This is a genomic window from Pseudomonas sp. 14P_5.3_Bac1 (genome assembly GCF_025466135.1).
Lineage (GTDB): Bacteria > Pseudomonadota > Gammaproteobacteria > Pseudomonadales > Pseudomonadaceae > Aquipseudomonas.
The window spans coordinates 1-22,186 of sequence record NZ_JANLOF010000032.1; the positions used below are offsets into that span (position 1 = coordinate 1).

General features: G+C 61.1%; 20 protein-coding genes and 1 pseudogene. 9 read left to right on the forward strand and 12 right to left on the reverse strand.

Going from position 1 to position 22,186, the window contains the following annotated elements:
- Positions 1-189: 189 nt before the first annotated feature.
- Positions 190-2,373 carry a YccS family putative transporter gene (yccS, locus tag NTD89_RS07530; protein ID WP_145157603.1) on the forward strand — a complete coding sequence of 728 codons (2,184 nt, stop codon included), beginning with the start codon at positions 190-192 and terminating at the stop codon, positions 2,371-2,373.
- 259 nt (positions 2,374-2,632) lie between these two features.
- Here yccS and NTD89_RS07535 read toward each other — a convergent pair whose 3' ends face one another.
- Positions 2,633-3,370: a substrate-binding periplasmic protein gene (locus tag NTD89_RS07535; protein WP_262206931.1), complete on the reverse strand. Its 738-nt coding sequence runs from the start codon at positions 3,368-3,370 to the stop codon at positions 2,633-2,635.
- A gap of 198 nt (positions 3,371-3,568) precedes the next feature.
- Between NTD89_RS07535 and NTD89_RS07540 the strand changes: the two genes are divergently transcribed.
- Positions 3,569-4,021: a GNAT family N-acetyltransferase gene (locus NTD89_RS07540; RefSeq protein ID WP_145157608.1), complete on the forward strand. Its 453-nt coding sequence runs from the start codon at positions 3,569-3,571 to the stop codon at positions 4,019-4,021.
- 105 nt (positions 4,022-4,126) lie between these two features.
- On the opposite strand, the gene NTD89_RS07545 is transcribed toward NTD89_RS07540, so the two are convergent.
- Genes NTD89_RS07545 through NTD89_RS07555 form a run of 3 tightly spaced genes read right to left on the reverse strand, consistent with a single transcriptional unit; the run spans position 4,127 to position 7,091 of the window.
- Complete coding sequence (locus NTD89_RS07545) at positions 4,127-4,423, reverse strand: helix-turn-helix domain-containing protein (protein WP_106575620.1); 297 nt, start codon at positions 4,421-4,423, stop codon at positions 4,127-4,129.
- Positions 4,424-4,442: 19 nt separating this feature from the next.
- A complete protein-coding gene (locus NTD89_RS07550) occupies positions 4,443-4,943 on the reverse strand; it encodes a M48 family metallopeptidase (RefSeq protein WP_094949103.1) in 501 nt (166 codons plus the stop codon).
- A gap of 42 nt (positions 4,944-4,985) precedes the next feature.
- Positions 4,986-7,091 (reverse strand): putative bifunctional diguanylate cyclase/phosphodiesterase, encoded by a 2,106-nt coding sequence (locus NTD89_RS07555; protein WP_262206936.1) that lies wholly within the window; start codon positions 7,089-7,091, stop codon positions 4,986-4,988.
- Positions 7,092-7,400: 309 nt separating this feature from the next.
- Here NTD89_RS07555 and NTD89_RS07560 point away from each other — a divergent pair, with 309 nt between their 5' ends.
- On the forward strand, positions 7,401-8,066 hold the full coding sequence (locus tag NTD89_RS07560) for a polysaccharide lyase family 7 protein (RefSeq protein WP_242200602.1): 666 nt from the start codon (positions 7,401-7,403) through the stop codon (positions 8,064-8,066).
- Between the two features lie 254 nt (positions 8,067-8,320).
- Here NTD89_RS07560 and fba read toward each other — a convergent pair whose 3' ends face one another.
- From fba to tkt, 6 genes are all read right to left on the reverse strand, one after another.
- Complete coding sequence (gene fba / locus NTD89_RS07565; RefSeq protein WP_003177554.1) at positions 8,321-9,385, reverse strand: class II fructose-bisphosphate aldolase; 1,065 nt, start codon at positions 9,383-9,385, stop codon at positions 8,321-8,323.
- Between the two features lie 283 nt (positions 9,386-9,668).
- Positions 9,669-10,001, reverse strand: a complete 333-nt coding sequence (locus NTD89_RS07570) for an MliC family protein (RefSeq protein WP_119737525.1) — start codon at positions 9,999-10,001, stop codon at positions 9,669-9,671.
- Between the two features lie 62 nt (positions 10,002-10,063).
- The gene (locus NTD89_RS07575) at positions 10,064-10,291 is read right to left on the reverse strand and encodes a hypothetical protein (protein WP_145157625.1); all 228 of its coding nucleotides are present in this window, start codon (positions 10,289-10,291) and stop codon (positions 10,064-10,066) included.
- Between the two features lie 29 nt (positions 10,292-10,320).
- On the reverse strand, positions 10,321-11,484 hold the full coding sequence (locus tag NTD89_RS07580; protein ID WP_262206938.1) for a phosphoglycerate kinase: 1,164 nt from the start codon (positions 11,482-11,484) through the stop codon (positions 10,321-10,323).
- Positions 11,485-11,501: 17 nt separating this feature from the next.
- The gene (gene epd / locus NTD89_RS07585) at positions 11,502-12,557 is read right to left on the reverse strand and encodes an erythrose-4-phosphate dehydrogenase (RefSeq protein ID WP_145157628.1); all 1,056 of its coding nucleotides are present in this window, start codon (positions 12,555-12,557) and stop codon (positions 11,502-11,504) included.
- Positions 12,558-12,694: 137 nt separating this feature from the next.
- Positions 12,695-14,692, reverse strand: coding sequence for a transketolase (gene tkt / locus NTD89_RS07590; RefSeq protein WP_124418633.1), 1,998 nt, complete (start codon positions 14,690-14,692; stop codon positions 12,695-12,697).
- Between the two features lie 257 nt (positions 14,693-14,949).
- Between tkt and NTD89_RS07595 the strand changes: the two genes are divergently transcribed.
- From NTD89_RS07595 to NTD89_RS07615, 5 genes and pseudogenes are all read left to right on the forward strand, one after another.
- Entirely contained in the window at positions 14,950-15,945 is a 996-nt protein-coding gene (locus NTD89_RS07595; protein WP_262206941.1) for an ArsR/SmtB family transcription factor, read from the forward strand.
- A 19-nt stretch (positions 15,946-15,964) separates the two neighbouring features.
- The gene (gene metK / locus NTD89_RS07600; RefSeq protein ID WP_099234792.1) at positions 15,965-17,155 is read left to right on the forward strand and encodes a methionine adenosyltransferase; all 1,191 of its coding nucleotides are present in this window, start codon (positions 15,965-15,967) and stop codon (positions 17,153-17,155) included.
- A gap of 99 nt (positions 17,156-17,254) precedes the next feature.
- A pseudogene (locus NTD89_RS07605) lies at positions 17,255-17,455 on the forward strand (hypothetical protein); the annotation flags it as partial.
- Positions 17,456-17,550: 95 nt separating this feature from the next.
- Entirely contained in the window at positions 17,551-19,215 is a 1,665-nt protein-coding gene (gene ligB / locus NTD89_RS07610) for an NAD-dependent DNA ligase LigB (protein ID WP_262206944.1), read from the forward strand.
- Between the two features lie 68 nt (positions 19,216-19,283).
- Complete coding sequence (locus NTD89_RS07615) at positions 19,284-19,679, forward strand: DUF1090 domain-containing protein (RefSeq protein WP_262206945.1); 396 nt, start codon at positions 19,284-19,286, stop codon at positions 19,677-19,679.
- Between the two features lie 6 nt (positions 19,680-19,685).
- Here the strand turns inward: NTD89_RS07615 and NTD89_RS07620 are convergent, their stop codons facing one another.
- Positions 19,686-20,135, reverse strand: coding sequence for a c-type cytochrome (locus NTD89_RS07620; RefSeq protein WP_145157640.1), 450 nt, complete (start codon positions 20,133-20,135; stop codon positions 19,686-19,688).
- Positions 20,136-20,262: 127 nt separating this feature from the next.
- Between NTD89_RS07620 and NTD89_RS07625 the strand changes: the two genes are divergently transcribed.
- Positions 20,263-21,447 (forward strand): murein transglycosylase A, encoded by a 1,185-nt coding sequence (locus NTD89_RS07625; protein WP_262206946.1) that lies wholly within the window; start codon positions 20,263-20,265, stop codon positions 21,445-21,447.
- A 299-nt stretch (positions 21,448-21,746) separates the two neighbouring features.
- On the opposite strand, the gene NTD89_RS07630 is transcribed toward NTD89_RS07625, so the two are convergent.
- Entirely contained in the window at positions 21,747-22,133 is a 387-nt protein-coding gene (locus NTD89_RS07630; protein WP_106575634.1) for an MAPEG family protein, read from the reverse strand.
- Positions 22,134-22,186: the final 53 nt, after the last annotated feature.

Below are 22,186 nucleotides of genomic sequence, written 5' to 3' on the forward strand. Positions count from 1 at the left end.
CCGGGGCGGCGGGGGGGGGCGGGGGGGGGCGGGGGGGGGCCCCCCCCCCCCCCCCCCCCCAAGCCAGCTCCCACATGTGTCTTGTGGTGTGCCTGGAAGTTATTTTGCGCATCGATGTGATCGCTACGCTTGCCGTGGCGTCCTTGATAGCTCAATTTAGCGGCATCGTCCCGGAAGACTCCAGACTTCATGTCATCGACCTCGTTCAAGCAGTCCATGCGCCGCCTGTGGGCGCTGGATAAATTCAGCTACAGCGTACGGGTGTTCATCGCCCTCACCGGCAGCATGGCGCTGTGCTGGTATCAGGACGAAATGACGCTGCTGATCCCGCTGTTCCTGGGGATTATCGCCAGCGCCCTGGCCGAGACCGATGACAGTTGGCAAGGCCGCCTCAACGCTCTGGCGGTGACGCTGGTGTGCTTCAGCATCGCCGCGCTGTCGGTGGAACTGCTGTTCCCTTACCCGTGGATGTTCGCAATCGCCCTGGCCCTGGCCAGTTTCTGCCTGACCATGCTGGGTGCGCTGGGCGAACGCTATGGCGCGATTGCTTCGGCGACGCTGATTCTGTCGGTGTACACCATGATTGGTGTGGACCAGCGCGGTGGCGCCGTCTCTGATTTCTGGCATGAACCGCTGCTGCTGGTGGCCGGTGCTGCCTGGTATGGCGTGCTCTCGGTGCTGTGGCAGGTGCTGTTTTCCAACCAGCCGGTGCAGCAAAGCCTGGCGCGGCTGTTTCGCGAGTTGGGGCGTTATCTCAAGCTCAAATCGTCGCTGTTCGAACCGATTCGCCAGTTGGACGTGGAAGCGCGCCGCCTGGAACTCGCCCAGCAAAACGGGCGCGTTGTGGCAGCGCTGAATGCGGCGAAGGAAATCATCCTGCACCGCGTGGGCAATGGTCGGCCCGGCTCGAAGGTCAGCCGCTACTTGAAGCTGTACTTCCTCGCCCAGGACATCCACGAACGCGCCAGCTCCTCGCACTACCCGTACAACGCCCTGGCTGACGCCTTTTTCCACAGCGACGTGCTGTTCCGCTGTCAGCGCCTGCTGCGCCAGCAAGGCAAGGCCTGCCAGACCCTGGGCGAGTCGATCCAGCTGCGCCAGCCGTTCATTTACGACGACAGCTTCGCCGAAGCGCTGGGCGACCTGAATGCCTCGCTGGAACACCTGCGCATCCAGAGCAACCCGGCGTGGCGCGGTCTGCTGCGCTCGTTGCGCGCCCTGGCAGCCAACCTGTCGACCCTCGACCGCCTGCTCGGCGACGCCAGCAACCCCGACGCCCTCGCGGACGCCACCGACAGCAACCTGCTGGACCGTGCGCCACGCAACCTCAAGGAAATGTGGACGCGCCTGCGCACGCAACTGACGCCGACCTCGCTGCTGTTCCGCCATGCCTTGCGCCTGGCCCTGGCGCTGACCATCGGCTACGGCACCCTGCATGCGATTCACGCCTCCCAGGGTTATTGGATCATCCTCACCACCCTGTTCGTGTGCCAGCCCAACTACGGCGCCACCCGGCGCAAACTCGGCCAACGGATCATCGGCACGGCCATCGGCCTGACCGTGGCCTGGGCACTGTTCGACCTGTTCCCAAGCCCGCTGGTGCAATCGCTGTTCGCCATCGCCGCCGGCCTGGTGTTCTTTATCAACCGCACCACCCGCTACACCCTGGCCACGGCGGCAATCACCTTGATGGTGTTGTTCTGCTTCAACCAAGTGGGTGATGGCTACGGGCTGTTCCTGCCACGGCTGTTCGATACGCTGATTGGCAGCCTGATCGCGGGCCTGGCGGTATTCCTGTTCCTGCCGGACTGGCAGGGCCGGCGCCTGAACAAAGTGCTGGCCAACACCCTGACCTGCAACAGCATCTACCTGCGCCAGATCATGCAGCAATACGCCGCCGGCAAGAGCGACGACCTGGCCTACCGCCTGGCCCGGCGCAACGCGCACAACGCCGATGCGGCGCTGTCCACCACGCTGGCGAACATGCTGATGGAGCCTGGGCACTTTCGCAAAGAAGCTGACGTAGGCTTCCGCTTTTTGGTGCTGTCGCACACCTTGCTCAGTTACCTGTCGGGGCTGGGCGCACACCGCGAAACCCAACTGCCGGCCGAAGTGCGTGAGCACTTGATCGACGGCGCCGGCAACAGCCTGGCAGCGAGCATCGACGAGATCGCCACGGGGCTGGCCAACAAGCAGCCGATCGCAATTCAAAGCGACGCCGAAGAAGCCCTGGCAGCGGACCTGGAGCAGATGCCGGATGAGATCGATGAAGGGCAGCGGTTGGTGCAGACGCAGTTGGCGTTGATCTGCCGGCAACTGGGGCCGCTGCGCACGCTGGCGGCGCACCTGATCAAGGACACCCGCGCGGCTTAATGGCTGCGGTGCTTCCTGTGGCGGGCAGGCTTCTTGTGGCGGGTGGGCTTCCTGTGGCGAGCGGGCTTGCCCCGCGTTGGGGCGCGAAGCGGCCCCCAGATAAGCCGCCACGGTGCATCAGGTAAATCAAGGTGTCAGGTATTGGGGCTGCTGCGCAGCCCAACGCGGGGCAAGCCCGCTCGCCACAACAAGCCCACCCGCCACAGGAAGCCCGCTTGCCACGAGAAGCCTGCTTGGCACGATAAAGCGTTCACCCCGTTCACATCCCATGCGCCTTCATCAGCCGTGCATAACTGCCATCGACCTTCATCTTGGCAATTTCCCGGTCGAAACCGGCAACAATCTGTGCATGCTCGGGGTTCTTCAGGCTGACCAGAATATGCAGGCTGTTTTCGCTCAACGCCTGGGGTAAAAACTCCACCGCATTGCGCACCCGTGGCGACTCGCGCGCCAGGTAATAGCGGGCGACATATTCGTCTTCCAGCGTCAGCCTCACGCGTTGCGCCGCGAGCATGCGCACGGCCATGGCGAAGTTATGTACCGGCACTTTCTGCAACTGCGCATCCTGGTCGAACGCCGCCGAATAGGCATACCCGCGCACCACGGCGATGGGCTCACCGTGCAGCTGTTCAAGGTTCTGATACTCAATGGGGTCGTCCCGGCGCTTGATAAACCGCACGCGGTTGAGCAGGTACTCAGCGGAAAATTGCCCCAGTTGCGTGCGCGCCTCGTCGTACCAGGCATTGATCAACACGTCATAGCGGCCATCACCCACACCCATCAACGCGCGTGCCCAAGGTACCTGCTCAAAATCACTGGCGTAGCCGGCGCGCGCCAGGGCCGTGCTGACAATGTCGGTGGCCAACCCACCGTTGATCAATGTCGAATCAGTAAACGGTGGCCAGGCATCCGCCACCAAACGCAGACGTTGTGCGACCACTGGCGTGGTCAGCAACAACACTCCTATCAAAGCAACGGCACGAGAAAATCGCGGCATGCTTAAAGTCCTTGGCGGGCAGGCAGTGGCTTGATAACAGTAGCTCATCAATGAGCCTGCATTGCAGATTACACAAAGAACCGGGCCGCGCGCGCACGGAATGATGGCAAATTGACGCCATTCACAAAAATGCTGAATTTAGACAGTTCTGACCGTCACGCTTACTATCGGCTCCAGCCATTAACAAGAGAACACACCATGACGGTTAGTTGGGTCTGCAAACACCAGGAAGACTTGGGCAAGGACCAGCTCTACGCCCTTCTGCGCTTGCGCAGCGAGGTCTTTGTCGTTGAACAGCAGTGCGTGTATCCGGACCTCGACGGGCAGGACCTTTCGGGTGATACCCACCACCTGATGGCCTGGAAAGATGATGAGCTGGTGGCCTACCTGCGGCTGCTGGACCCGCAATCCCAGGGCGGTGATGTGGTGATTGGCCGAGTGATCGTCGCGCCAGTGGCACGCGGCACCGGGCTGGGCCATCAAATGATGGAAGAAGCCCTCAAGCGCATTGACGACATCTGGCCTGAAACGCCGATCTTTCTGTCAGCCCAGGCGCATTTGCAGGGGTATTACGGGCGGTACGGGTTTGTGGCTGAGGGTGAGGAATACCTGGAGGACGATATTCCGCACATTGGTATGCGGCGTCAGTGAGGGCGCCATCGCAGGCAAGCCAGCTCCCACCTTTGACAGCGTTCACAACTCAACAGGTGGGAGCTGGCTTGCCCGCGATGAGGCCAGACCAACCACCAGCCGGTGTCAGGGATAACCCAACACCTGCTTGATCGCCCCCAGATTCGCCTCGATCCACTTGCGGTCAATCGCCCCCCAGCTACGAATCCGATAGCGCCCGGCATGATTGCGCGCGCCGTCTTCCTGCTCGAACTCACACAGGATATCCAGGTCGGCCAATGCCGCAATCGTGTCCTGCGCCGTGCGCCGCGGCATGCCGGTGGCGTCGGTCAACGCCGGGACGCTGCTGGCCAGCCCGCTGTCGATCAGGTACGCCACGTACAGGCGGCGGTAGAAACTGCTTTTGGTCTTGCTCACGTCCATGCTCGGTCGCCTGGTGAGGTTAGGGCTTGCCCTGCAAGTCGCGATACGTGAGGTACACCCGCAGGTCGAATTCCACCTGATGGTAGCCGGGCATCATGTATTCGCAGAGTTTGTAGAACGCCTTGTTGTGGTCCGATTCCTTGAAGTGTGCCAGCTCGTGCACCACGATCATGCGCAGAAATTCCGGCGCCGCCTCTTTGAACAACGCCGCGATGCGAATCTCTTTCTTGGATTTGAGATTGCCGCCCTGCACCCGTGAAATCGTGGTGTGCAGGCCCAAGGCGCGGTGGGTCAGGTCCAGGCGGTTGTCGAACAGCACTTTGTCGATGGCCGGCGCGTTACGCAGGTGTTCCTGCTTCAAGGCCAGGGCATAGCTGTACAACGCCTTGTCACTTTGCACCGCATGGCGCTCGGGGTAGCGCTGCTCCAGGTAGGCGCCCAACTGATCCTTGGCGATCATCTGGCGCACTTGCTCCTGGAGCGCTGCGGGGTAAGCCTGGAGGTATTTCAGCGCGGTCATGGGGTCTGCAACAGGGTTCGAGTGGGCGCCAGTGTAGCGAATTCAAAGCAGACGGGGGTGAGACCAATCGGCCACTTCCTCAGCAATCAGGGGCTGAGCCGCCCATGCTCCTTGGACGAACGAGCAACCATTGGCCTTCAGCCACTGCGCCTGCTCGAGTGTTTCCACGCCTTCGGCGATCACCAACACATCAAAATGCCCGCACAACTGGATGATGCTGCGAGCCATCGCGGCGTCCCGCACCGACCCCGGCAGACGCGCCACCAATTGCGGGTCAAGCTTCAACGTGTCGAACTCCAGGTCACGCAGATGGGCCAGGGAACACTGGCCCAAACCAAAGTCATCCAGGGCGATACGCACGCCGATCCGCCGCAGCAACCTGAGCTGCTTGTTGGTTTCATCAAGGTTGCTCATCAGGCTGTCTTCACTGATTTCCACCTCCAGCTGCCGCGCCTGCAACCCATGTCGCTCGAGTACCTGCTGCAGCTGGCCGGCCAGGTTGGGCATGTTGAACTGACTGCTGCTCAGGCTCACGCTCAGCACCAGTTCTTCATCGAAGCTGGTTTGCCAGGCCTGGCGTTGGGCAGCGACCTGCTGGTAGATCCAGGCGCTCAATTGGCTGATCAGCCGCGCCTCTTCGAGCAACGGCAAAAACAAGCCCGGCGGCACATCGCCGACGCTCGGGTGCTGCCAGCGCAACAACGCTTCGACGCCACGCAAGCGTCCGTCTTCCAGCGAGACCTGGGGCTGGTACACCAAGGTGAAATCCTTGTTTTGAATCGCGGTACGCACGCTGTCTTCAAGCATCAGACGCGAGCGGGCGCGGCCGTTCATTTCCTGATCGTAATAGCGATATTGCTGACGCCCCGCACGCTTGGCTTCGTACATGGCGATGTCGGCCGCGCGCAGCAGGCCATTGAGGTCAGAGCCGCAGTCCGGGAAAGTCGCAATGCCAATGCTGACGCCGAGCATCACATCCAAACCGTCGACCTGCTGACACACCGACACGCGCTCGATCAGTTTTTCCGAAATCTTCGCCGCCTGTTCCGGGAATTCCAGCTCCACCAATGCGGTGAACTCATCCCCGCCCATCCGCCCAAGAATGTCGTAGGAACGCAGACACGCCTGCATTTGTTCAGAGACCCAACGCAGCACCCGATCTCCGGCGTCGTGGCCCAACGAATCGTTGACCCGCTTGAAGCCGTCGAGGTCCAGGTAGAGCAGCACCAGCGACTGCTCGTTTCGCTCGCTGCGCAGCAACGTGTTTTCCACTGCCTGGTGAAAGCCGCGTCGGTTCAGCAGGCCGGTCAACGGGTCGGTCACCGCCTGGAACTCCAGTTGCTGGTGCAGATGGCGCACCTCGGACATGTCCAGCACCGTCACGACCATAGCCTTCTGCTCGGCGGGTAACGGCGCGCAGGACAACGCCACCGGCACCTGCTGGCCGCGACTGGTGCGTAAAATGGCGTCGTGCTGGCGCCATGTCTCACCCTTGCGATACGCCTCGTACATCGGGAACCCCAGCCAGGCCGGCACATGGGGCTTTTGCAGAAAGCTCAAAAAGCTTTCGCCCTGCAACTCGGCCATCGTCGCATTCAGCAGCCGAGAAATGGCCGGGTTGGCGTACTCGATCACACTGCCCTCGCCCACCACCAGGATGCCCTCGGCGGCGTTGTCGAGTACCGAGGCGTTAAAGGCGCGCGCGGATTCCAGGTCATGGCTCAGGCGCTGCAAGGCACGGCGGTTGCGCTGGTGTTCCAGCAACGCCTGCACCTTGGGCTTGAGAATGTGTGGGTCGAAGGGCTTGAACAGGTAATCAATGGCGCCGCTGGCATAGCCTTCCAATACGGAGGCAGGCGACTGGGCATGGGCGGTCAGGAAGATAATCGGCGTCATGCGTGTGCGTTGGCTGCCACGCATCAGGCGCGCAACCTCAAAGCCGTCCATGCCGGGCATGCGCACATCCAGCAAGACCAGGTCGACTTCGTGTGCGAGCAGTAACTCCAACGCTTCCAGCCCGGAAGCGGCGGTCATCACGTGCCAATCTTCACGCTGCAAAAGCGCACGCATGCTGATGAGGTTTTCCGGGTAGTCATCAACCACCAGAAGAACCGAACTGCCGTCGCCGGGGTGTGGAGCGCAATCCATGCTACGTCTCTTCCTTGAAGGGCTGTACCGGTCACTTCTGATATAAAAACCGGACAAACACTGAGGCCTCACTCTAGCCCCGGTTCTAAAAAAGCAGAAGTGACCCGGGTGCCATCATTGCGCCAAAGCTCAGGAAGCCGACTAACGGTCAAGCGCTACAGCCCGCGCCCCATGGGAAACATGGCTTTTTGGCATTCCTCTGACGCCAATAAATTGCCAGCAATTGTTTAACAACCGGACGATCACCGCCTATAAAGAACCTGAATGGCCCCCGGGCCAAAGCCTCACCTCTGTAAAAAGGCCAACACCATGATCGACCTTTCCACCTGGAACCTGAGCATTCCGGTCGGCTCGCCGCCCACGACCATCGACACCCCGAAACTGCTTAGCGGCTTCAAGGACCAATATTTCCAGGCCGAAGGCAGCGACGTGCAATTCTGGACACCCGTGACCGGCACGCGCACAGAAAACGCCGTCTACCCGCGCAGCGAATTGCGCGAAACCTACGCCGACGGGCGTCTGCGCAACTGGACCTACCCCGACGCCGACAACTTTCTGCGCGCCACCCTGGCCGTCAACCAGGTGCCCTCCAGCGGCAAGGTGGTCATCGGTCAGATCCACGCCTATGACAGCCAGAAACCCCTGATCAAGCTCGAATATCAATTCAAGGAAAAGACCCAGACCGGCAACATTGTCGCCAAAGTGCGCATGCGCCCGGACGAGGATGACGGCCGCGTGATTATCGTGGCCTCCAATGTGCCGCTGGAGAAGAGTTTCACCTACGTGATCAACCTCAATAAAGCCGGGCTGTTGACCGTCGAGGCCGCTGACGGCCAGTGGAATGAGCGCATTGGTGCCGCGTGGGGCGCTAAACCGCTGTATTTCAAGGCCGGCGCGTATGTGCAGGACAACAGTGGCAACAGCAAGGAAGGCGCACGGGTGACGTTTGCGAAGCTGGATATTGATCACGAATGAGCGCCGCCTGATTTCAAGCAGGCCTGGCACTACGACTCCAAGGATAATTCGCGTTTAAACCCGCCGCTGATCCCTGTGGGAGCCGGGCTTGCCCGCGATGGCGGACTGTCAGCCAACCCATTCGGCCACTGACACGCCGCATCGCGAGCGAGCAGCTCTGGCGGCGAATCAGCTCGGCTCAACGTACAAGGGTCAAATCCCGCCCACAAAAAAAGCCCGCATCGCTGCGGGCTTTTTGTTTAAACACCTGAGGCTCAGTTCACCTTGGCGTTCAACTCACCTTTCAGGTAACGCTGGTACATCGCTTCCAGAGAGATCGGCTTGATCTTCGAAGCATTACCGGCCGTGCCGAACGCTTCGTAACGAGCGATACACACGTCACGCATCGCGGTCACGGTGGCACCGAAGAATTTACGTGGATCAAATTCGCTCGGGTTGGTGGCCATCAGGCGACGCATTGCGCCGGTGGACGCCAGGCGCAGGTCGGTGTCGATGTTGACCTTGCGCACGCCGTACTTGATGCCTTCGACGATTTCTTCAACCGGCACGCCGTAGGTTTCTTTGATGTCGCCACCGTACTGGTTGATGATCGCCAGCCACTCTTGCGGCACCGAGGAAGAACCGTGCATCACCAGGTGGGTGTTCGGGATGCGTTTGTGGATTTCCTTGATGCGGTCGATGGCCAGCACGTCGCCGGTAGGTGGCTTGGTGAACTTGTAAGCGCCGTGGCTGGTGCCGATGGCGATGGCCAGGGCGTCAACTTGGGTCTTCTTGACGAAGTCGGCGGCTTCTTCCGGGTCGGTCAGCATTTGGCTGTGATCCAGCACGCCTTCGGCGCCGATGCCGTCTTCTTCGCCGGCCATGCCGGTTTCCAACGAACCCAGGCAGCCCAACTCGCCTTCAACCGAAACGCCGCAGGCGTGAGCCATGGCCACGGTTTGTTGGGTCACGCGTACGTTGTACTCGTAGTCGGTTGGGGTCTTGCCATCTTCGCCGAGGGAGCCGTCCATCATCACCGAGCTGAAGCCCAGTTGGATGGAGCGCTGGCACACGTCAGGGCTGGTGCCGTGGTCCTGGTGCATGCACACCGGGATGTGCGGGAATTCTTCGATGGCGGCCAGGATCAGGTGACGCAGGAAGGGGGCACCGGCGTATTTGCGGGCACCGGCCGAAGCCTGAACGATCACTGGGGAGTCGGTCTTGTCAGCGGCTTCCATGATGGCGCGCATCTGCTCAAGGTTGTTGACGTTAAAGGCTGGGACGCCGTAGCCGAACTCGGCTGCGTGGTCCAGCATTTGACGCATGCTGATAAGTGCCATTGTGTTGTCTCTCCCGATCGTGGGTCGTTAATCGTGCAAGCCTGCCGTAGCGGCGGCTGCTATTCAAGTTATTGCAGATCAAGGGGTTAAGGCTTGGCCTGCTGAATCGTTATTGCAGTGTCCGATTCAAAATCCATGTCACTTTGGAACCGGATCTACTGTGGGAGCGGGCTTGCTCGCGAAGGCGGTGTATCAGCTACCTGATGCTTACCTGACCCACCGCTTTCGCGAGCAAGCCCGCTCCCACATTTGGATCTCATCACATGAGAGATCGCGTTCTGTGTTACTGGGCCTTGCAGCCTCGCCCAATCAAATCATCGGTGGCGACCCAGTAGATCAGGCCTTCCTCACCTTTTTGGTGAAACGCCAACTGGTCGTTGCTGTACAGCACGCCCGAGGCAGCAACGTCCTGTTTAAGACGATAAACCTGGTCCGAACCGCCGAGGCGTACATCCACCTCGGAACGTGCCTGGTTGGCAAAGCGCCAGTTGACCTCGGCCTTGCTGTCGCACGTCCAGGTGGTCCACTTGTCGGCCGGCTCTGCCTTGTTGAACATATTCATGCTGCTGCAGCCGGCCAACAAGGCCAGGGCTGCCAGGGCGAAAACGCCTTTCATTGCCAATCCTCGAACGGCGACCCAAAAGGCCGCCAAAGCTGTCGGTTAGTTGATCAGACCCGTCAAGGGCATCCCTGTTCCTGACCGTTGGGCGCGGCGTCGTATTGCTCCAGCCGCTCGTTGCCGATGCGCTTGTTGATCACCGGCATGGTTTCGGCTTGCCAGTCAGCCTGGTAGCAGCTCTTTTTCTGCGTAGGCGCAGGCTCTGCAGACGCAGGCTTCGCGCTTGGCGTGCTGCCGCAGCCGGCCAACAGGCCCGCTGCGATCACCAGTGCCAACGACTTGATCATGGGAATACTCCTTTTCCGGATCACGAGCCTTAGCCTTTGGCTCGAGTTTCCAGCACTTCAACGGCCGGCAGCACTTTGCCTTCGACGAATTCGAGGAACGCGCCGCCACCGGTAGAAATGTAGGAGATCTGGTCAGCAACGCCATATTTATCGATGGCCGCCAAGGTGTCGCCACCCCCGGCAATGGAGAAAGCCGAGCTTTCAGCAATGGCGTGGGCCAGTACTTTGGTGCCGTTGCCGAACTGGTCGAACTCGAACACGCCAACCGGACCGTTCCACAAAATGGTCTTGGACGACTTCAGCAGTTCAGCGAAGTTGGCCGCGGTTTGCGGGCCGATGTCCAGGATCATGTCGTCGGCCGCCACGTCGGCGATGAGCTTGACGGTGGCTTCGGCGCTTTCAGCGAATTCCTTGGCAACCACCACGTCCACCGGCAGTGGCACGCTGACTTTGGCCGCGATGGCACGCGCGGTGTCGAGCAGGTCCGGCTCGTACAGGGACTTGCCCACCGGGTGGCCGGCTGCGGCCAGGAAGGTGTTGGCAATGCCGCCGCCGACGATCAATTGGTTGCAGATCTGGCTCAGGCTGTTGAGCACGTCGAGCTTGGTGGAGACTTTGGAACCGGCCACGATGGCCGCCATTGGCTGCGCCGGAGCGCCCAGGGCCTTGCCCAGTGCATCCAGTTCTGCGGCCAGCAGTGGGCCGGCGGCGGCGACTTTGGCGAACTTGGCCACGCCGTGGGTCGAACCTTCGGCGCGGTGCGCGGTGCCGAAGGCGTCCATCACGAACACGTCGCACAGGGCCGCGTATTGCTGAGCCAGTTCGTCGCTGTTCTTTTTCTCGCCTTTGTTGAAGCGCACGTTTTCGAACAGCACGACATCGCCTGGCTTGACGTCAACGCCGCCCAGGTAGTCAGCCACCAGCGGCACGTCGCGGCCCAGGGCCTTGCTCAGGTAGTCGGCTACCGGCTTGAGGCTGTTTTCGGCGGAGAACTCACCTTCGGTCGGACGACCCAGGTGGGAGCAGACCATCACGGCCGCGCCTTTTTCCAGGGCCAGCTTGATGGTCGGCAGCGAGGCCAGGATTCGCGCATCGCTGGTGACAACACCGTCCTTGACTGGGACGTTGAGGTCTTCGCGAATCAGTACGCGCTTACCTTGCAGATCGAGGTCGGTCATCTTCAACACGGTCATGGGTCGCAGTTCCTGAATTACTGTTGAGGTTGTGTGGAGGCGATGTGCAGATAATGTTCGGCAACATCCAGCATTCGGTTGGCAAACCCCCATTCGTTGTCGAACCAGGCCAGGATGTTCACCAGCCTGGGGCCGGAAACGCGGGTCTGGCTGGCATCGACAATCGCCGAATGCGGGTCATGGTTGAAATCGCAACTGGCATGGGGCAACTCGGTGTAGGCCAGCAAACCCTTGAGCGGGCCGCTGGTGGCGGCGTCGCGCAGAATCCGGTTGACCTCCGTCGCGTCAGTGTCGCTGACAGTCTGCATGGTGATGTCCAGGCAAGACACGTTCACCGTCGGCACCCGTACGGCTTTGGCTTGAATTCGCCCGGCAAGTTCCGGTAACAATCTTTCGATACCTCGCGCCAGGCCGGTAGACACCGGAATCACTGACTGGAAGGCCGAACGCGTGCGGCGCAGGTCTTCGTGGTGATAGGCGTCGATGACCGGCTGGTCGTTCATCGCCGAGTGAATCGTGGTGATCGACACGTAATCCAGGCCAATCGCCTGATCCAGCAGGCGCAACAGCGGCACGCTGCAGTTGGTGGTGCAGGAGGCGTTGGACACCAGCAGCTCGTTGCCGGTCAGGCAATCCTGGTTGATGCCATAGACGATGGTGGCGTCGACATCCGCCTCGCTGGCCATCGGCTGGGAAAACAGCACACGCGGTGCACCGGCGTCGAGAAAACGCTGGCCATCGGCACGGGTGTGGTAAGCACCGGAGCATTCCAACACCAGGTCGACGCCCAGCGCCGCCCAGTCGATGCCCTCGGGAGTGGCACTGCGCAGGACTTTCACGCAGTCGCCATTGATATGCAGACAGTCGCCGTCTACACGCACTTCGCCGGGAAACCGGCCGTGGGTGGAGTCAAAGCGTGTCAGGTATTCGATGCTGGCCATGTCGGCCAAATCGTTGATCGCAACAATTTCAAACCCTGCCGCCGCCCCTCGCTCAAACAGAGCACGCAAGACGCAACGACCAATGCGGCCGTAGCCGTTGAGTGCAACTTTGTAGGGACGCGGTTGGGGCATGGGGTTCTCGATCAATGTTAGTTCGGTGTTGAATGTTCTGACGCCATCGCGGGCAAGCCCGCTCCCACCTTAGACCGAGATCGAATGTGGGAGCGGGCTTGCCCGCGATAGCGCCAGTACAGACAACGCAGACTGACTTAGTCTTCCAGCAGTTCTTCAGCCTGACCCAGGATGTTTTCCAGGGTGAAACCGAACTCTTCGAACAACGCTGGCGCCGGCGCCGACTCACCGTAAGTGGTCATGCCGATCACGCGGCCTTCCAGGCCCACGTACTTGTACCAGTAGTCGGCGTGAGCCGCTTCGATGGCGATACGCGCGCTGACCTGCAACGGCAGAACCGATTGCTTGTAGTCGGCGTCCTGGGCTTCGAACAGGCTGGTGCACGGCATAGACACAACGCGCACGTTGCGGCCCTGGGCAGTCAGCTTGTCGTAGGCCTGAACGGTCAGGCCGACTTCGGAACCGGTGGAGATCAGGATCAGTTCCGGCTCGCCAACGCAGTCCTTGAGCACGTAGCCACCACGGCTGATCGCAGCGATCTGCGCGTCGGTACGCACTTGGTGCTGCAGGTTCTGACGCGAGAAGATCAGCGCCGAAGGGCCGTCCTTACGCTCGATGGCGTGCTTCCAGGCCACGGCGGATTCGACCGCGTCGGCTGGGCGCCAGCAATCCAGGTTCGGCGTGGTACGCAGGCTGGTCAGTTGCTCGACCGGCTGGTGCGTCGGGCCGTCTTCGCCCAGGCCGATGGAGTCGTGGGTGTACACATGGATCACGCGCTTCTTCATCAGCGCGGCCATACGTACGGCGTTGCGCGCATATTCCATGAACATCAGGAAGGTCGCGCCGTAAGGCACCAGGCCGCCGTGCAGGGACACGCCGTTCATGATGGCGCTCATGCCGAACTCGCGCACGCCGTAGTACATGTAGTTGCCGCTGGCGTCTTCGGCCGAGACACCTTTGCAACCTTTCCACAGGGTCAGGTTGGAACCGGCCAGGTCAGCCGAACCGCCGAGAATCTCCGGCAGCAACGGGCCAAAGGCGTTCAGGGTGTTCTGGCTGGCTTTACGGCTGGCGATGGTCTCGCCCTTGGCCGCCACTTCGGCGATGTAGGCCGAGGCTTTTTCCGAGAAGTCGGCAGGCAGGTCACCGGCCAGGCGACGCACCAGTTCGTTGGCCAACTCTGGGAATTCGGCGGAGTAGGCCGCAAAACGCTGGTCCCACTCGGCTTCGGTCGCCAGGCCTTTTTCCTTGGCGTTCCACTCGGCATAGATGTCAGCCGGGATTTCGAACGGGCCGTGGTTCCACTTCAGCGCTTCACGGGTCAGGGCGATTTCCGCGTCACCCAGTGGGGCGCCGTGGCAGTCTTCTTTACCTTGCTTGTTCGGCGAGCCGAAACCGATGGTGGTCTTGCAGCAGATCAGGGTCGGCTGCTCGCTCTTGCGCGCGGTGTCGATGGCGGTCTTGATCTCTTCCGGATCGTGGCCGTCGACGTTGCGGATCACTTGCCAGTTGTAGGCTTCGAAACGCTTCGGGGTGTCATCGGTGAACCAGCCTTCGACTTCGCCGTCGATGGAGATGCCGTTGTCATCGTAGAAGGCAATCAGCTTGCCCAGGCCCAGGGTACCGGCCAGGGACGCCACTTCATGGGAAATGCCTTCCATCATGCAGCCATCACCCAGGAACACATAGGTGTGGTGGTCGACGATGTTGTGACCAGGGCGGTTGAACTGCGCGCCCAGGACTTTTTCAGCCAGTGCGAAGCCAACAGCATTGGCCAGGCCTTGGCCCAGGGGACCGGTGGTGGTCTCGACGCCTGGGGTGTAGCCGAATTCCGGGTGACCCGGGGTGCGGCTGTGCAGCTGGCGGAAGCTCTTGAGGTCATCGATGGTGACGTCGTAGCCGGTCAGGTGCAGCAGCGAATAGATCAGCATCGAGCCGTGGCCGTTGGACAGCACGAAGCGGTCACGGTCGGCGAACGACGGGTTGCTCGGATTGTGTTTCAGGTAGTCACGCCAAAGTACCTCGGCGATATCCGCCATGCCCATCGGGGCACCGGGATGGCCGCTGTTGGCTTTTTGCACGGCATCCATGCTGAGGGCACGAATGGCGTTGGCACGCTCACGACGGCTGGGCATCGCTGATCTCCTGGGGTTGCTTAAAAGAAACGGAAAAAAGGATCGGCATTTTCCCTCAGCCACCGCCTGCGGGCAATCACAGATAGTCACTTGAGGTGTTTTTCCTGCGCTTTGCCCGCCAATCGCTTGCAGAAAAGCCTGACTGCTTCGTCTAAAGGTTATAGCGGGTGCTTATAACTACCGATTATCGACCAATATCAAAACTTTTTGATATTGACCTTGCGGGGATATCCACCCGTCACTAGACTGCTGGCCTTATGAACCTACCCGTGCCCTCCCTGCGTCCTGACGACGGCGACGACCTGGCAGCCTTATGCAAGGCCGCTGGTGATCCGTTACGTCTGAACGTGTTGCGCGCGCTGGCCAACGATTCTTTCGGCGTACTGGAACTGGCGCAGATCTTCGCCATTGGCCAGTCCGGCATGAGCCACCATCTGAAGGTCCTGGCCCAGGCTGACCTGGTGGCCACCCGCCGCGAAGGCAATGCGATTTTTTACCGTCGCGCCCTGCCCCACACCGAGCTGCTCGGCGGCAAACTGCACGCCGCGTTGCTGGAAGAGGTGGACAGTTTGTGCCTGCCCGGCGACGTGCAGTCGCGCATCAGCCAAGTTCACGGGCAACGCGCCGCCGCCAGCCAGGATTTTTTCTCACGGGTCGCCGAGAAGTTTCGCGCCCAACAGGACTTGATCGCCGGCTTGCCGCAATACCGCGAAAGCGTACTGGCGCTGTTGGACAAACTGAGCTTCAGTCATTCGGCCACGGCGCTGGAAGTGGGCCCTGGCGATGGCGGTTTCCTGCCGGAGCTGGCGCGCCGCTTCAAGCAGGTGACGGCGCTGGACAACAGCCCGGCGATGCTCGAACTGGCGCGCCAGTTGTGCGAGCGCGAGGCGCTGGGCAATGTCAGCCTGCAGCTGGCGGACGCATTGAATGACACAAACCTGCGGGCCGATTGCGTGGTGTTGAACATGGTCTTGCACCATTTCGCCGCCCCCGCCGACGCCCTCAAGCAGATGGCAAACTTGCTGCAACCCGGCGGTAGCCTGCTGGTCACAGATTTATGCAGCCACAACCAGAATTGGGCCAGGGAGGCCTGCGGTGATCTCTGGTTGGGTTTTGAACAGGACGATCTGGCCCGTTGGGCCACCGCTGCGGGACTCGTTCCCGGGGAAAGCCTCTATGTAGGTTTACGTAATGGTTTCCAGATTCAGGTCCGCCATTTTCAGCGGCCGGCTGGCGACACTCACCATCGGTAAATATCAGGAAAACATCGAGATGAGCGAATACTCCCTTTTCACCTCCGAGTCCGTGTCTGAAGGGCATCCGGACAAAATCGCCGACCAGATTTCTGATGCGGTGCTGGACGCCATCATTGCTGAAGACAAGTTCGCCCGTGTGGCGTGCGAGACTCTGGTGAAAACGGGCGTGGCGATCATCGCCGGTGAAGTCACCACCACCGCGTGGGTCGATCTGGAACAGATCGTCCGTGACGTCATCACCAAGATTGGCTACAACAGTTCCGACGTCGGTTTCGACGGCGCAACCTGCGGCGTGATGAACATCATCGGCAAGCAGTCGCCCGACATCAACCAGGGTGTGGACCGCGCCAAGCCTGAAGATCAGGGTGCTGGCGACCAGGGCCTGATGTTCGGCTACGCCAGCAACGAAACCGAGGTGCTGATGCCGGCGCCGATCACCTTCTCGCACCAGCTTGTGCAACGTCAGGCCGAGGCTCGCAAAAACGGCCTGCTGCCGTGGCTGCGCCCGGATGCCAAATCCCAGGTGACCTGCCGTTACGAAGGCGGCAAGGTGGTGGGTATCGACGCCGTTGTACTGTCGACCCAGCACAACCCGGACGTGTCCTACGCCGACCTGCGCGAAGGCGTGATGGAGCTGATCGTCAAGCACGTGCTGCCGGCCGAACTGCTGACCAAGGACACCCAGTTCCACATCAACCCGACTGGCCAGTTCATCATCGGTGGCCCGGTGGGCGACTGCGGCCTGACCGGCCGCAAGATCATCGTCGACAGCTACGGCGGCATGGCCCGTCATGGCGGTGGCGCGTTCTCGGGTAAAGACCCATCCAAGGTTGACCGTTCGGCGGCCTACGCCGGTCGTTATGTGGCCAAGAACATCGTCGCGGCCGGCTTGGCCGAGCGTTGCGAGATTCAGGTTTCCTACGCTATCGGTGTGGCCCAGCCTACGTCGATCTCGCTGAACACCTTTGGCACCGGCAAGATCAGCGACGACAAAATCGTCAAGCTGGTGCGCGAGATCTTCGACCTGCGCCCTTACGCGATCACCACCATGCTTGACCTGCTGCACCCGATGTACCAGGAAACCGCAGCCTACGGCCACTTCGGCCGTACCCCTGCGCAGAAGACTGTCGGCGACGACACCTTCACCACGTTCACCTGGGAAAAAACCGACCGCGCCAACGACCTGCGCACTGCCGCCGGCCTGTAAGCACGCGCTCCCCCAAAAGCCCCGCCGGGTTCGCCCGGCGGGGCTTTTTTATTGCCTGCGCGAGAGGCATCACACGTCTGGCGCCCTGAGCACTCACCGGGAGGCAAACCCGGCGACTGCCAGCCGCAAGCCAACAACGACTTGCTGAGCGTGCAGGCTTTTAACGCCGCACAAGAGCAGGTCAAAAGTTGTAACAAACTGGCCGACGCCCAAGCCAAAGCCGACGCCAGGCAGCAAACACAGGAAGCCAGGATGGATAAAAACGACGCAGTGAAAGCGTTGGGCGGCCTGTTCAAGTAATTCGAAACACCCGGTAAAAAGCCCCGCACTGTCGGGGCTTTTTTGTGGCCGCCTGGATCACTTAGGCTGGGCGCCCCTTCCGAGCAAGGATGCTCATGATGCGTTTATTGATTGCTCTGTTACTCAGTGCCTTGCCCTTTCTGGTGTGGGCAGAAGACTGTCCCGAGGACGCCAGGTCACAGGTCGGCGCGCTGGCCAGGCAGATCACGCTGTGGGATGACAGCTACCACCGGCTCGGCCAATCCCCGGTCAGCGATGAACTCTACGATCAGGCACGCCACCGCCTGGAGCACTGGCGAACGTGTTTCCCCAAAAACAGCCTGACGGCTGACAAGCCACTCGCGAGTTCGCGGGGCACACGGCCTCACCCGGTCGCGCATACAGGCCTAGAAAAGTTATTGGATGAGCGGGCGGTCGATGACTGGCTCAGGACCCGGCAAGACGTATGGATTCAACCCAAGGTCGATGGTGTTGCGGTGACGCTGGTCTATCGTCAGGGCCGGTTGAGCCGGCTTATCAGCCGAGGTGACGGACGCCTCGGCCAGGATTGGTCGACCGCCGCACGCCGGATCCCCGGCATTGTCCAGCAACTGCCGGAGCCCATCGACCTGGTGCTGCAGGGCGAACTCTATTGGCGCCTCGACGCTCATGTGCAGGCGACACAGGGCGGGCTGAATGCTCGCAGCAAGATGGCCGGGCTGATGAACCGCCTTCAGTTGAGCGACACCGATGCCGCGGGGATCGGGCTTTTTGTCTGGGCCTGGCCCGACGGCCCGACCGACTTCAACGAGCGCCTGAACACCCTGGCACGCTGGGGCTTCACCGATAGCCATCGCTACAGCCAGCGCATTCAAAACATCGCTGAAGCCTCACACTGGCGCAGTTACTGGTACAACCACCCGCTGCCTTTTGCTAGCGATGGCGTGGTATTGCACCAGGCTGTGCATGCGCCCGCCAAACGCTGGCAAGCCAGTGCCCCCTACTGGGCGGTCGCCTGGAAATACCCGGCCGCCAAGGCGCTCGCGCTGGTGCGTAATGTGCGGTTCAACATCGGCCGCACCGGGCGCATTACGCCCATTCTTGAGCTGGAACCGGTGCGACTGGATGACCGGCGCATTCACCGCGTGAGCGTCGGCTCCCTGAAACGCTGGCAAGTGCTGGATATCCGCCCCGGCGATCAGGTGTCCATCAGTCTTGCCGGCCATGTGATCCCCCGGTTGGAGCACGTGATCCTGCGCAACGAAAACAGGGTGGAAGTACGAGCGCCCGATGCCCGAGACTTTCACGCCTTGAGCTGCTGGCAACTGGACCCCGGTTGCGAGGAGCAATTGCTGGCCCGCCTGACCTGGCTGAGCGGCAATCAAGGCCTGGCCATGCCGCATATTGGCCGCGAAACCTGGAACATATTGATCCAGGCCGGTCTAATCGCCGGCATTCTCGATTGGTTGACCCTGGATGCGGCAGAGCTTGCTAACATTGACGGCTTAGGCGAACGCAGCCGCGCGCGGGTGCTCGAAAGCATTCAAAACGCTCGGCAACGTCCCTTTGCACAATGGCTCAAAGCCTTGGGTGTACCGCCCTCGGCACGTAACGACCTGGACGGCGGCTGGCAGACCCTGGCCGCCAGAGACACCCAGGCCTGGCTGGCCACCGATGGCATCGGCCCGGGCCGCGCAGCGCAATTGAGCGCCTTTTTTCGCGACCCGCAGGTACAGGCGTTGGCTCAGACACTCCGCGAGGCGGGGATAGACGGGTTTTAACCTGGCCCGACCACTTTTTAACCAACGGCAGAATTCATCCTGCCATTTGATTGCACCCTGGAGCCTTTATGAAATTTCTTGCCCCTTTTGCCTTGTTAACGGCTGCAAGCTTCATGGCGACACCGCTGCTGGCCGCCGAAGAGGTGCCGGAACTCACCGGCTGCGCCGCCAAGCGCCAAGCCATCAGCACTCAGATCGAGCAAGCCAAGGCACACGGCAACAGCGAGCAACAGGCTGGCCTTGAAAAAGCCCTGAGCGAAGTCACCGCCAACTGCACCGATGCGTCCCTGAGGAAAGAACGCGAAAACAAGGTGCTCGACGCCAAGCACGAAGTCAGCCGCCGTCAGGCCGACCTCGACAAGGCGATGAAAAAGGGTGACGCGGACAAGATCAACAAGCGTAAGGACAAGTTGGCGCAGTCACGCAAAGAGCTGCAGGACGCTGTTGAAGAACTCGACCAGTAAACCCGGTCAGTGATCCCGAAACTGCTTATGGCAAGCCGTGCAGGCATCTTCGACTTTCTGCACTGCAGGCCCCAGGTTGCTGGCTTTGTAAGGCTGCACCTGGCTGGCGATCACCAGTTCACCGGTGGCCGTTTCAAGGTTTCGGGCCAACGCCTGGAACCGTGCCTGTTGTTGCCACACGCTGTCCTTGGCGCTGGTGTGATCTTCTTCGCGCACGCTCGGGAAATGCTTCCAAGGCTCGTGGGACAACGCATCAAGCTTGACCGCGCCTTCGGCGAACTTCGCGCCATCAAAAGGGATGCGCCCACGCAACATGCCGCCCAGGTCTTCACCGGTCTTGAGCATTTGCTTGAAGATTGCCTTGCGCTGACCCAGAGGTGAATTCGGATCAACACCGCCACAAGCGGATAACGTCAGGCAGGCCAGCAATACAACGGTCAGTGTTTTAAAAGTCATGATGGCTTCAGGTCACGGGAACGGCGGCCAGTATCCTCGCCCCGCCCGTAAAGACCAATAGCCCTATTAATAATAAGGGTTGCCCAAACGTGCTGCGGCGCGGGCAATCGCTTCAGGAAGTGTTTGTATGAATGTCACCTTGAAACCCTGGAGCCGCCGCCTGGCGTGGGCTCTGCCGATCATTGCACTGCTGGCCGGCTGCGATGGCAACAAAGACGCCGGCAAAGATGAAACCGTAAAACCCCATGCCGTCGCCACGTATGTGAGTGCACCGTGGGAAGCGCTGCCGGCTGTTTCCGACAGCGACCTGCTCGCCGGGTTTGAATCCTGGCGCAGCGCCTGCCAACGCCTGAAGGCCGACCCGATCTGGGGCGCGACCTGCGCAGCAGCGACCAGCGTGCCGGGCAACGCCCCGGCAGTGCGCAGCTTTCTCAAGGAGCGCCTGGATGTGTTCGGCCTGCGCTCGGCCGACAACACGCCGAACGGCCTGATCACCGGCTACTACGAACCGGTCTACCCCGGCAGCCTGACCGAAACCGCCACTGCCCATGTGCCGGTGTACGGGGTGCCGGATGACCTGATCATCGTCAACCTGGAAAGCATCTACCCGGAACTCAAGGGCAAGCGCCTGCGCGGCCGCCTCGAAGGGCGTGTGCTCAAGCCATATGACGACGCCAGCACCATCAACGGCCAGGGCTCCACCGCCAAGCCGATTGCCTGGCTGACCAACCCGATGGACCTGCAGTTCTTGCAGATTCAGGGCTCGGGCCGCATTCAACTCGCCGGCGGGCGCCAACTGCGTGTGGGGTATGGCGACCAGAACGGTTACCCGTACCGCCCGATCGGCCGTTGGCTGGTGGAGCAAGGCGAGCTGAAAAAAGAAGACGTGACCATGGGCGCCATCAGCGCCTGGGCCAAGGCTAACCCGCAACGTATTCCACAACTGCTGGCGAGCAACCCCAGCTACGTGTTTTTCAGCGCTCGCCCGGACAGCAATGAAGGCCCGCGCGGCTCACTGAATGTGCCGCTGACGGCGGGCTACAGCGTGGCGGTGGATCGCAAGGTGATTCCGCTGGGCAGCCTGTTATGGCTGTCGACCACCCAACCTGACGGCTCGCCCATTGCCCGGCCCGTGGCCGCACAGGACACCGGCGGTGCAATCACCGGCGAAGTGCGCGCAGACCTGTTCTGGGGCACCGGTGATGCAGCGGGCGAGTTGGCGGGGAATATGAAGCAGCAGGGTCAGATCTGGATGCTGTGGCCTAAAGGCGCAGCGTTGCCGCAGGTGCCGGATGCGCCTGCCGGCACCTGAGTGGTTTCTGATAGACGCGATTCATGGTGTTGAGCAGGCTCGTGTGGCGAGCGGGCTTGATGTGGCTAGCAGACTTGTGGCCGAGCGGGCGTGGTGTGGCGAGCGGGCTTGCCCCGCGTTGGGCTGCGAAGCAGCCCCAATACAAGCGCCGAGCTCTTTCAGGAAGAACTGGGTGTCCGATTTTAGGGCCGCTTCGCGCCCCAACGCGGGGCAAGCCCGCTCGCCACAACAAGCCCGCTCGCCACAACAAACTGGATCGGCACAACAAGCCAGCTCACACGAGGAAATCGCATCGGGCCTTAGATCGAGACAAAAAAGAAACTCGCGATCAATGCCATGCCCAATGCCCAGACCAGCGAACGCAGCATCGCCCAGTCTGCCAGGTAGCAAATGATGTACAGCAGCCGACTGGTGATAAACAGCACCGCCAGCACATTGATGGTCACCAGTGATGCCGTGCCGGCCAAGTGCGCAATGATTACTGCCGCCGCAAATGCCGGCGTCACTTCAAAGCTGTTGAGTTGCGCACTGTGAGCGCGTTTGGCGAACCCATCGAGGGTGTCCAGGAAAGCCCGAGGGTCATGGTTCTGCCGAGGCCCGAACTTGCCGCCGCTGAACTTGGCCACACCCGTGCACAGATAAGGCAGGAAAATTGCGATCAACACACACCAGAAAGCCACCGTCATCACCGATTCCTTTTGTAGTTTTAGCCAGCGGTTAGAGTTTTAGCACTAAAAAT

Coding starts and splice junctions, on each gene's coding strand:
- yccS (WP_145157603.1), top strand. CDS start 190: ATGTCATCGACCTCGTTCAAGCAGTCCATGCGCCGCCTGTGGGCGCTG.
- NTD89_RS07535 (WP_262206931.1), bottom strand. CDS start 3,370: ATGCCGCGATTTTCTCGTGCCGTTGCTTTGATAGGAGTGTTGTTGCTG.
- NTD89_RS07540 (WP_145157608.1), top strand. CDS start 3,569: ATGACGGTTAGTTGGGTCTGCAAACACCAGGAAGACTTGGGCAAGGAC.
- NTD89_RS07545 (WP_106575620.1), bottom strand. CDS start 4,423: ATGGACGTGAGCAAGACCAAAAGCAGTTTCTACCGCCGCCTGTACGTG.
- NTD89_RS07550 (WP_094949103.1), bottom strand. CDS start 4,943: ATGACCGCGCTGAAATACCTCCAGGCTTACCCCGCAGCGCTCCAGGAG.
- NTD89_RS07555 (WP_262206936.1), bottom strand. CDS start 7,091: ATGGATTGCGCTCCACACCCCGGCGACGGCAGTTCGGTTCTTCTGGTG.
- NTD89_RS07560 (WP_242200602.1), top strand. CDS start 7,401: ATGATCGACCTTTCCACCTGGAACCTGAGCATTCCGGTCGGCTCGCCG.
- fba (WP_003177554.1), bottom strand. CDS start 9,385: ATGGCACTTATCAGCATGCGTCAAATGCTGGACCACGCAGCCGAGTTC.
- NTD89_RS07570 (WP_119737525.1), bottom strand. CDS start 10,001: ATGAAAGGCGTTTTCGCCCTGGCAGCCCTGGCCTTGTTGGCCGGCTGC.
- NTD89_RS07575 (WP_145157625.1), bottom strand. CDS start 10,291: ATGATCAAGTCGTTGGCACTGGTGATCGCAGCGGGCCTGTTGGCCGGC.
- NTD89_RS07580 (WP_262206938.1), bottom strand. CDS start 11,484: ATGACCGTGTTGAAGATGACCGACCTCGATCTGCAAGGTAAGCGCGTA.
- epd (WP_145157628.1), bottom strand. CDS start 12,557: ATGCCCCAACCGCGTCCCTACAAAGTTGCACTCAACGGCTACGGCCGC.
- tkt (WP_124418633.1), bottom strand. CDS start 14,692: ATGCCCAGCCGTCGTGAGCGTGCCAACGCCATTCGTGCCCTCAGCATG.
- NTD89_RS07595 (WP_262206941.1), top strand. CDS start 14,950: ATGAACCTACCCGTGCCCTCCCTGCGTCCTGACGACGGCGACGACCTG.
- metK (WP_099234792.1), top strand. CDS start 15,965: ATGAGCGAATACTCCCTTTTCACCTCCGAGTCCGTGTCTGAAGGGCAT.
- ligB (WP_262206944.1), top strand. CDS start 17,551: ATGATGCGTTTATTGATTGCTCTGTTACTCAGTGCCTTGCCCTTTCTG.
- NTD89_RS07615 (WP_262206945.1), top strand. CDS start 19,284: ATGAAATTTCTTGCCCCTTTTGCCTTGTTAACGGCTGCAAGCTTCATG.
- NTD89_RS07620 (WP_145157640.1), bottom strand. CDS start 20,135: ATGACTTTTAAAACACTGACCGTTGTATTGCTGGCCTGCCTGACGTTA.
- NTD89_RS07625 (WP_262206946.1), top strand. CDS start 20,263: ATGAATGTCACCTTGAAACCCTGGAGCCGCCGCCTGGCGTGGGCTCTG.
- NTD89_RS07630 (WP_106575634.1), bottom strand. CDS start 22,133: ATGACGGTGGCTTTCTGGTGTGTGTTGATCGCAATTTTCCTGCCTTAT.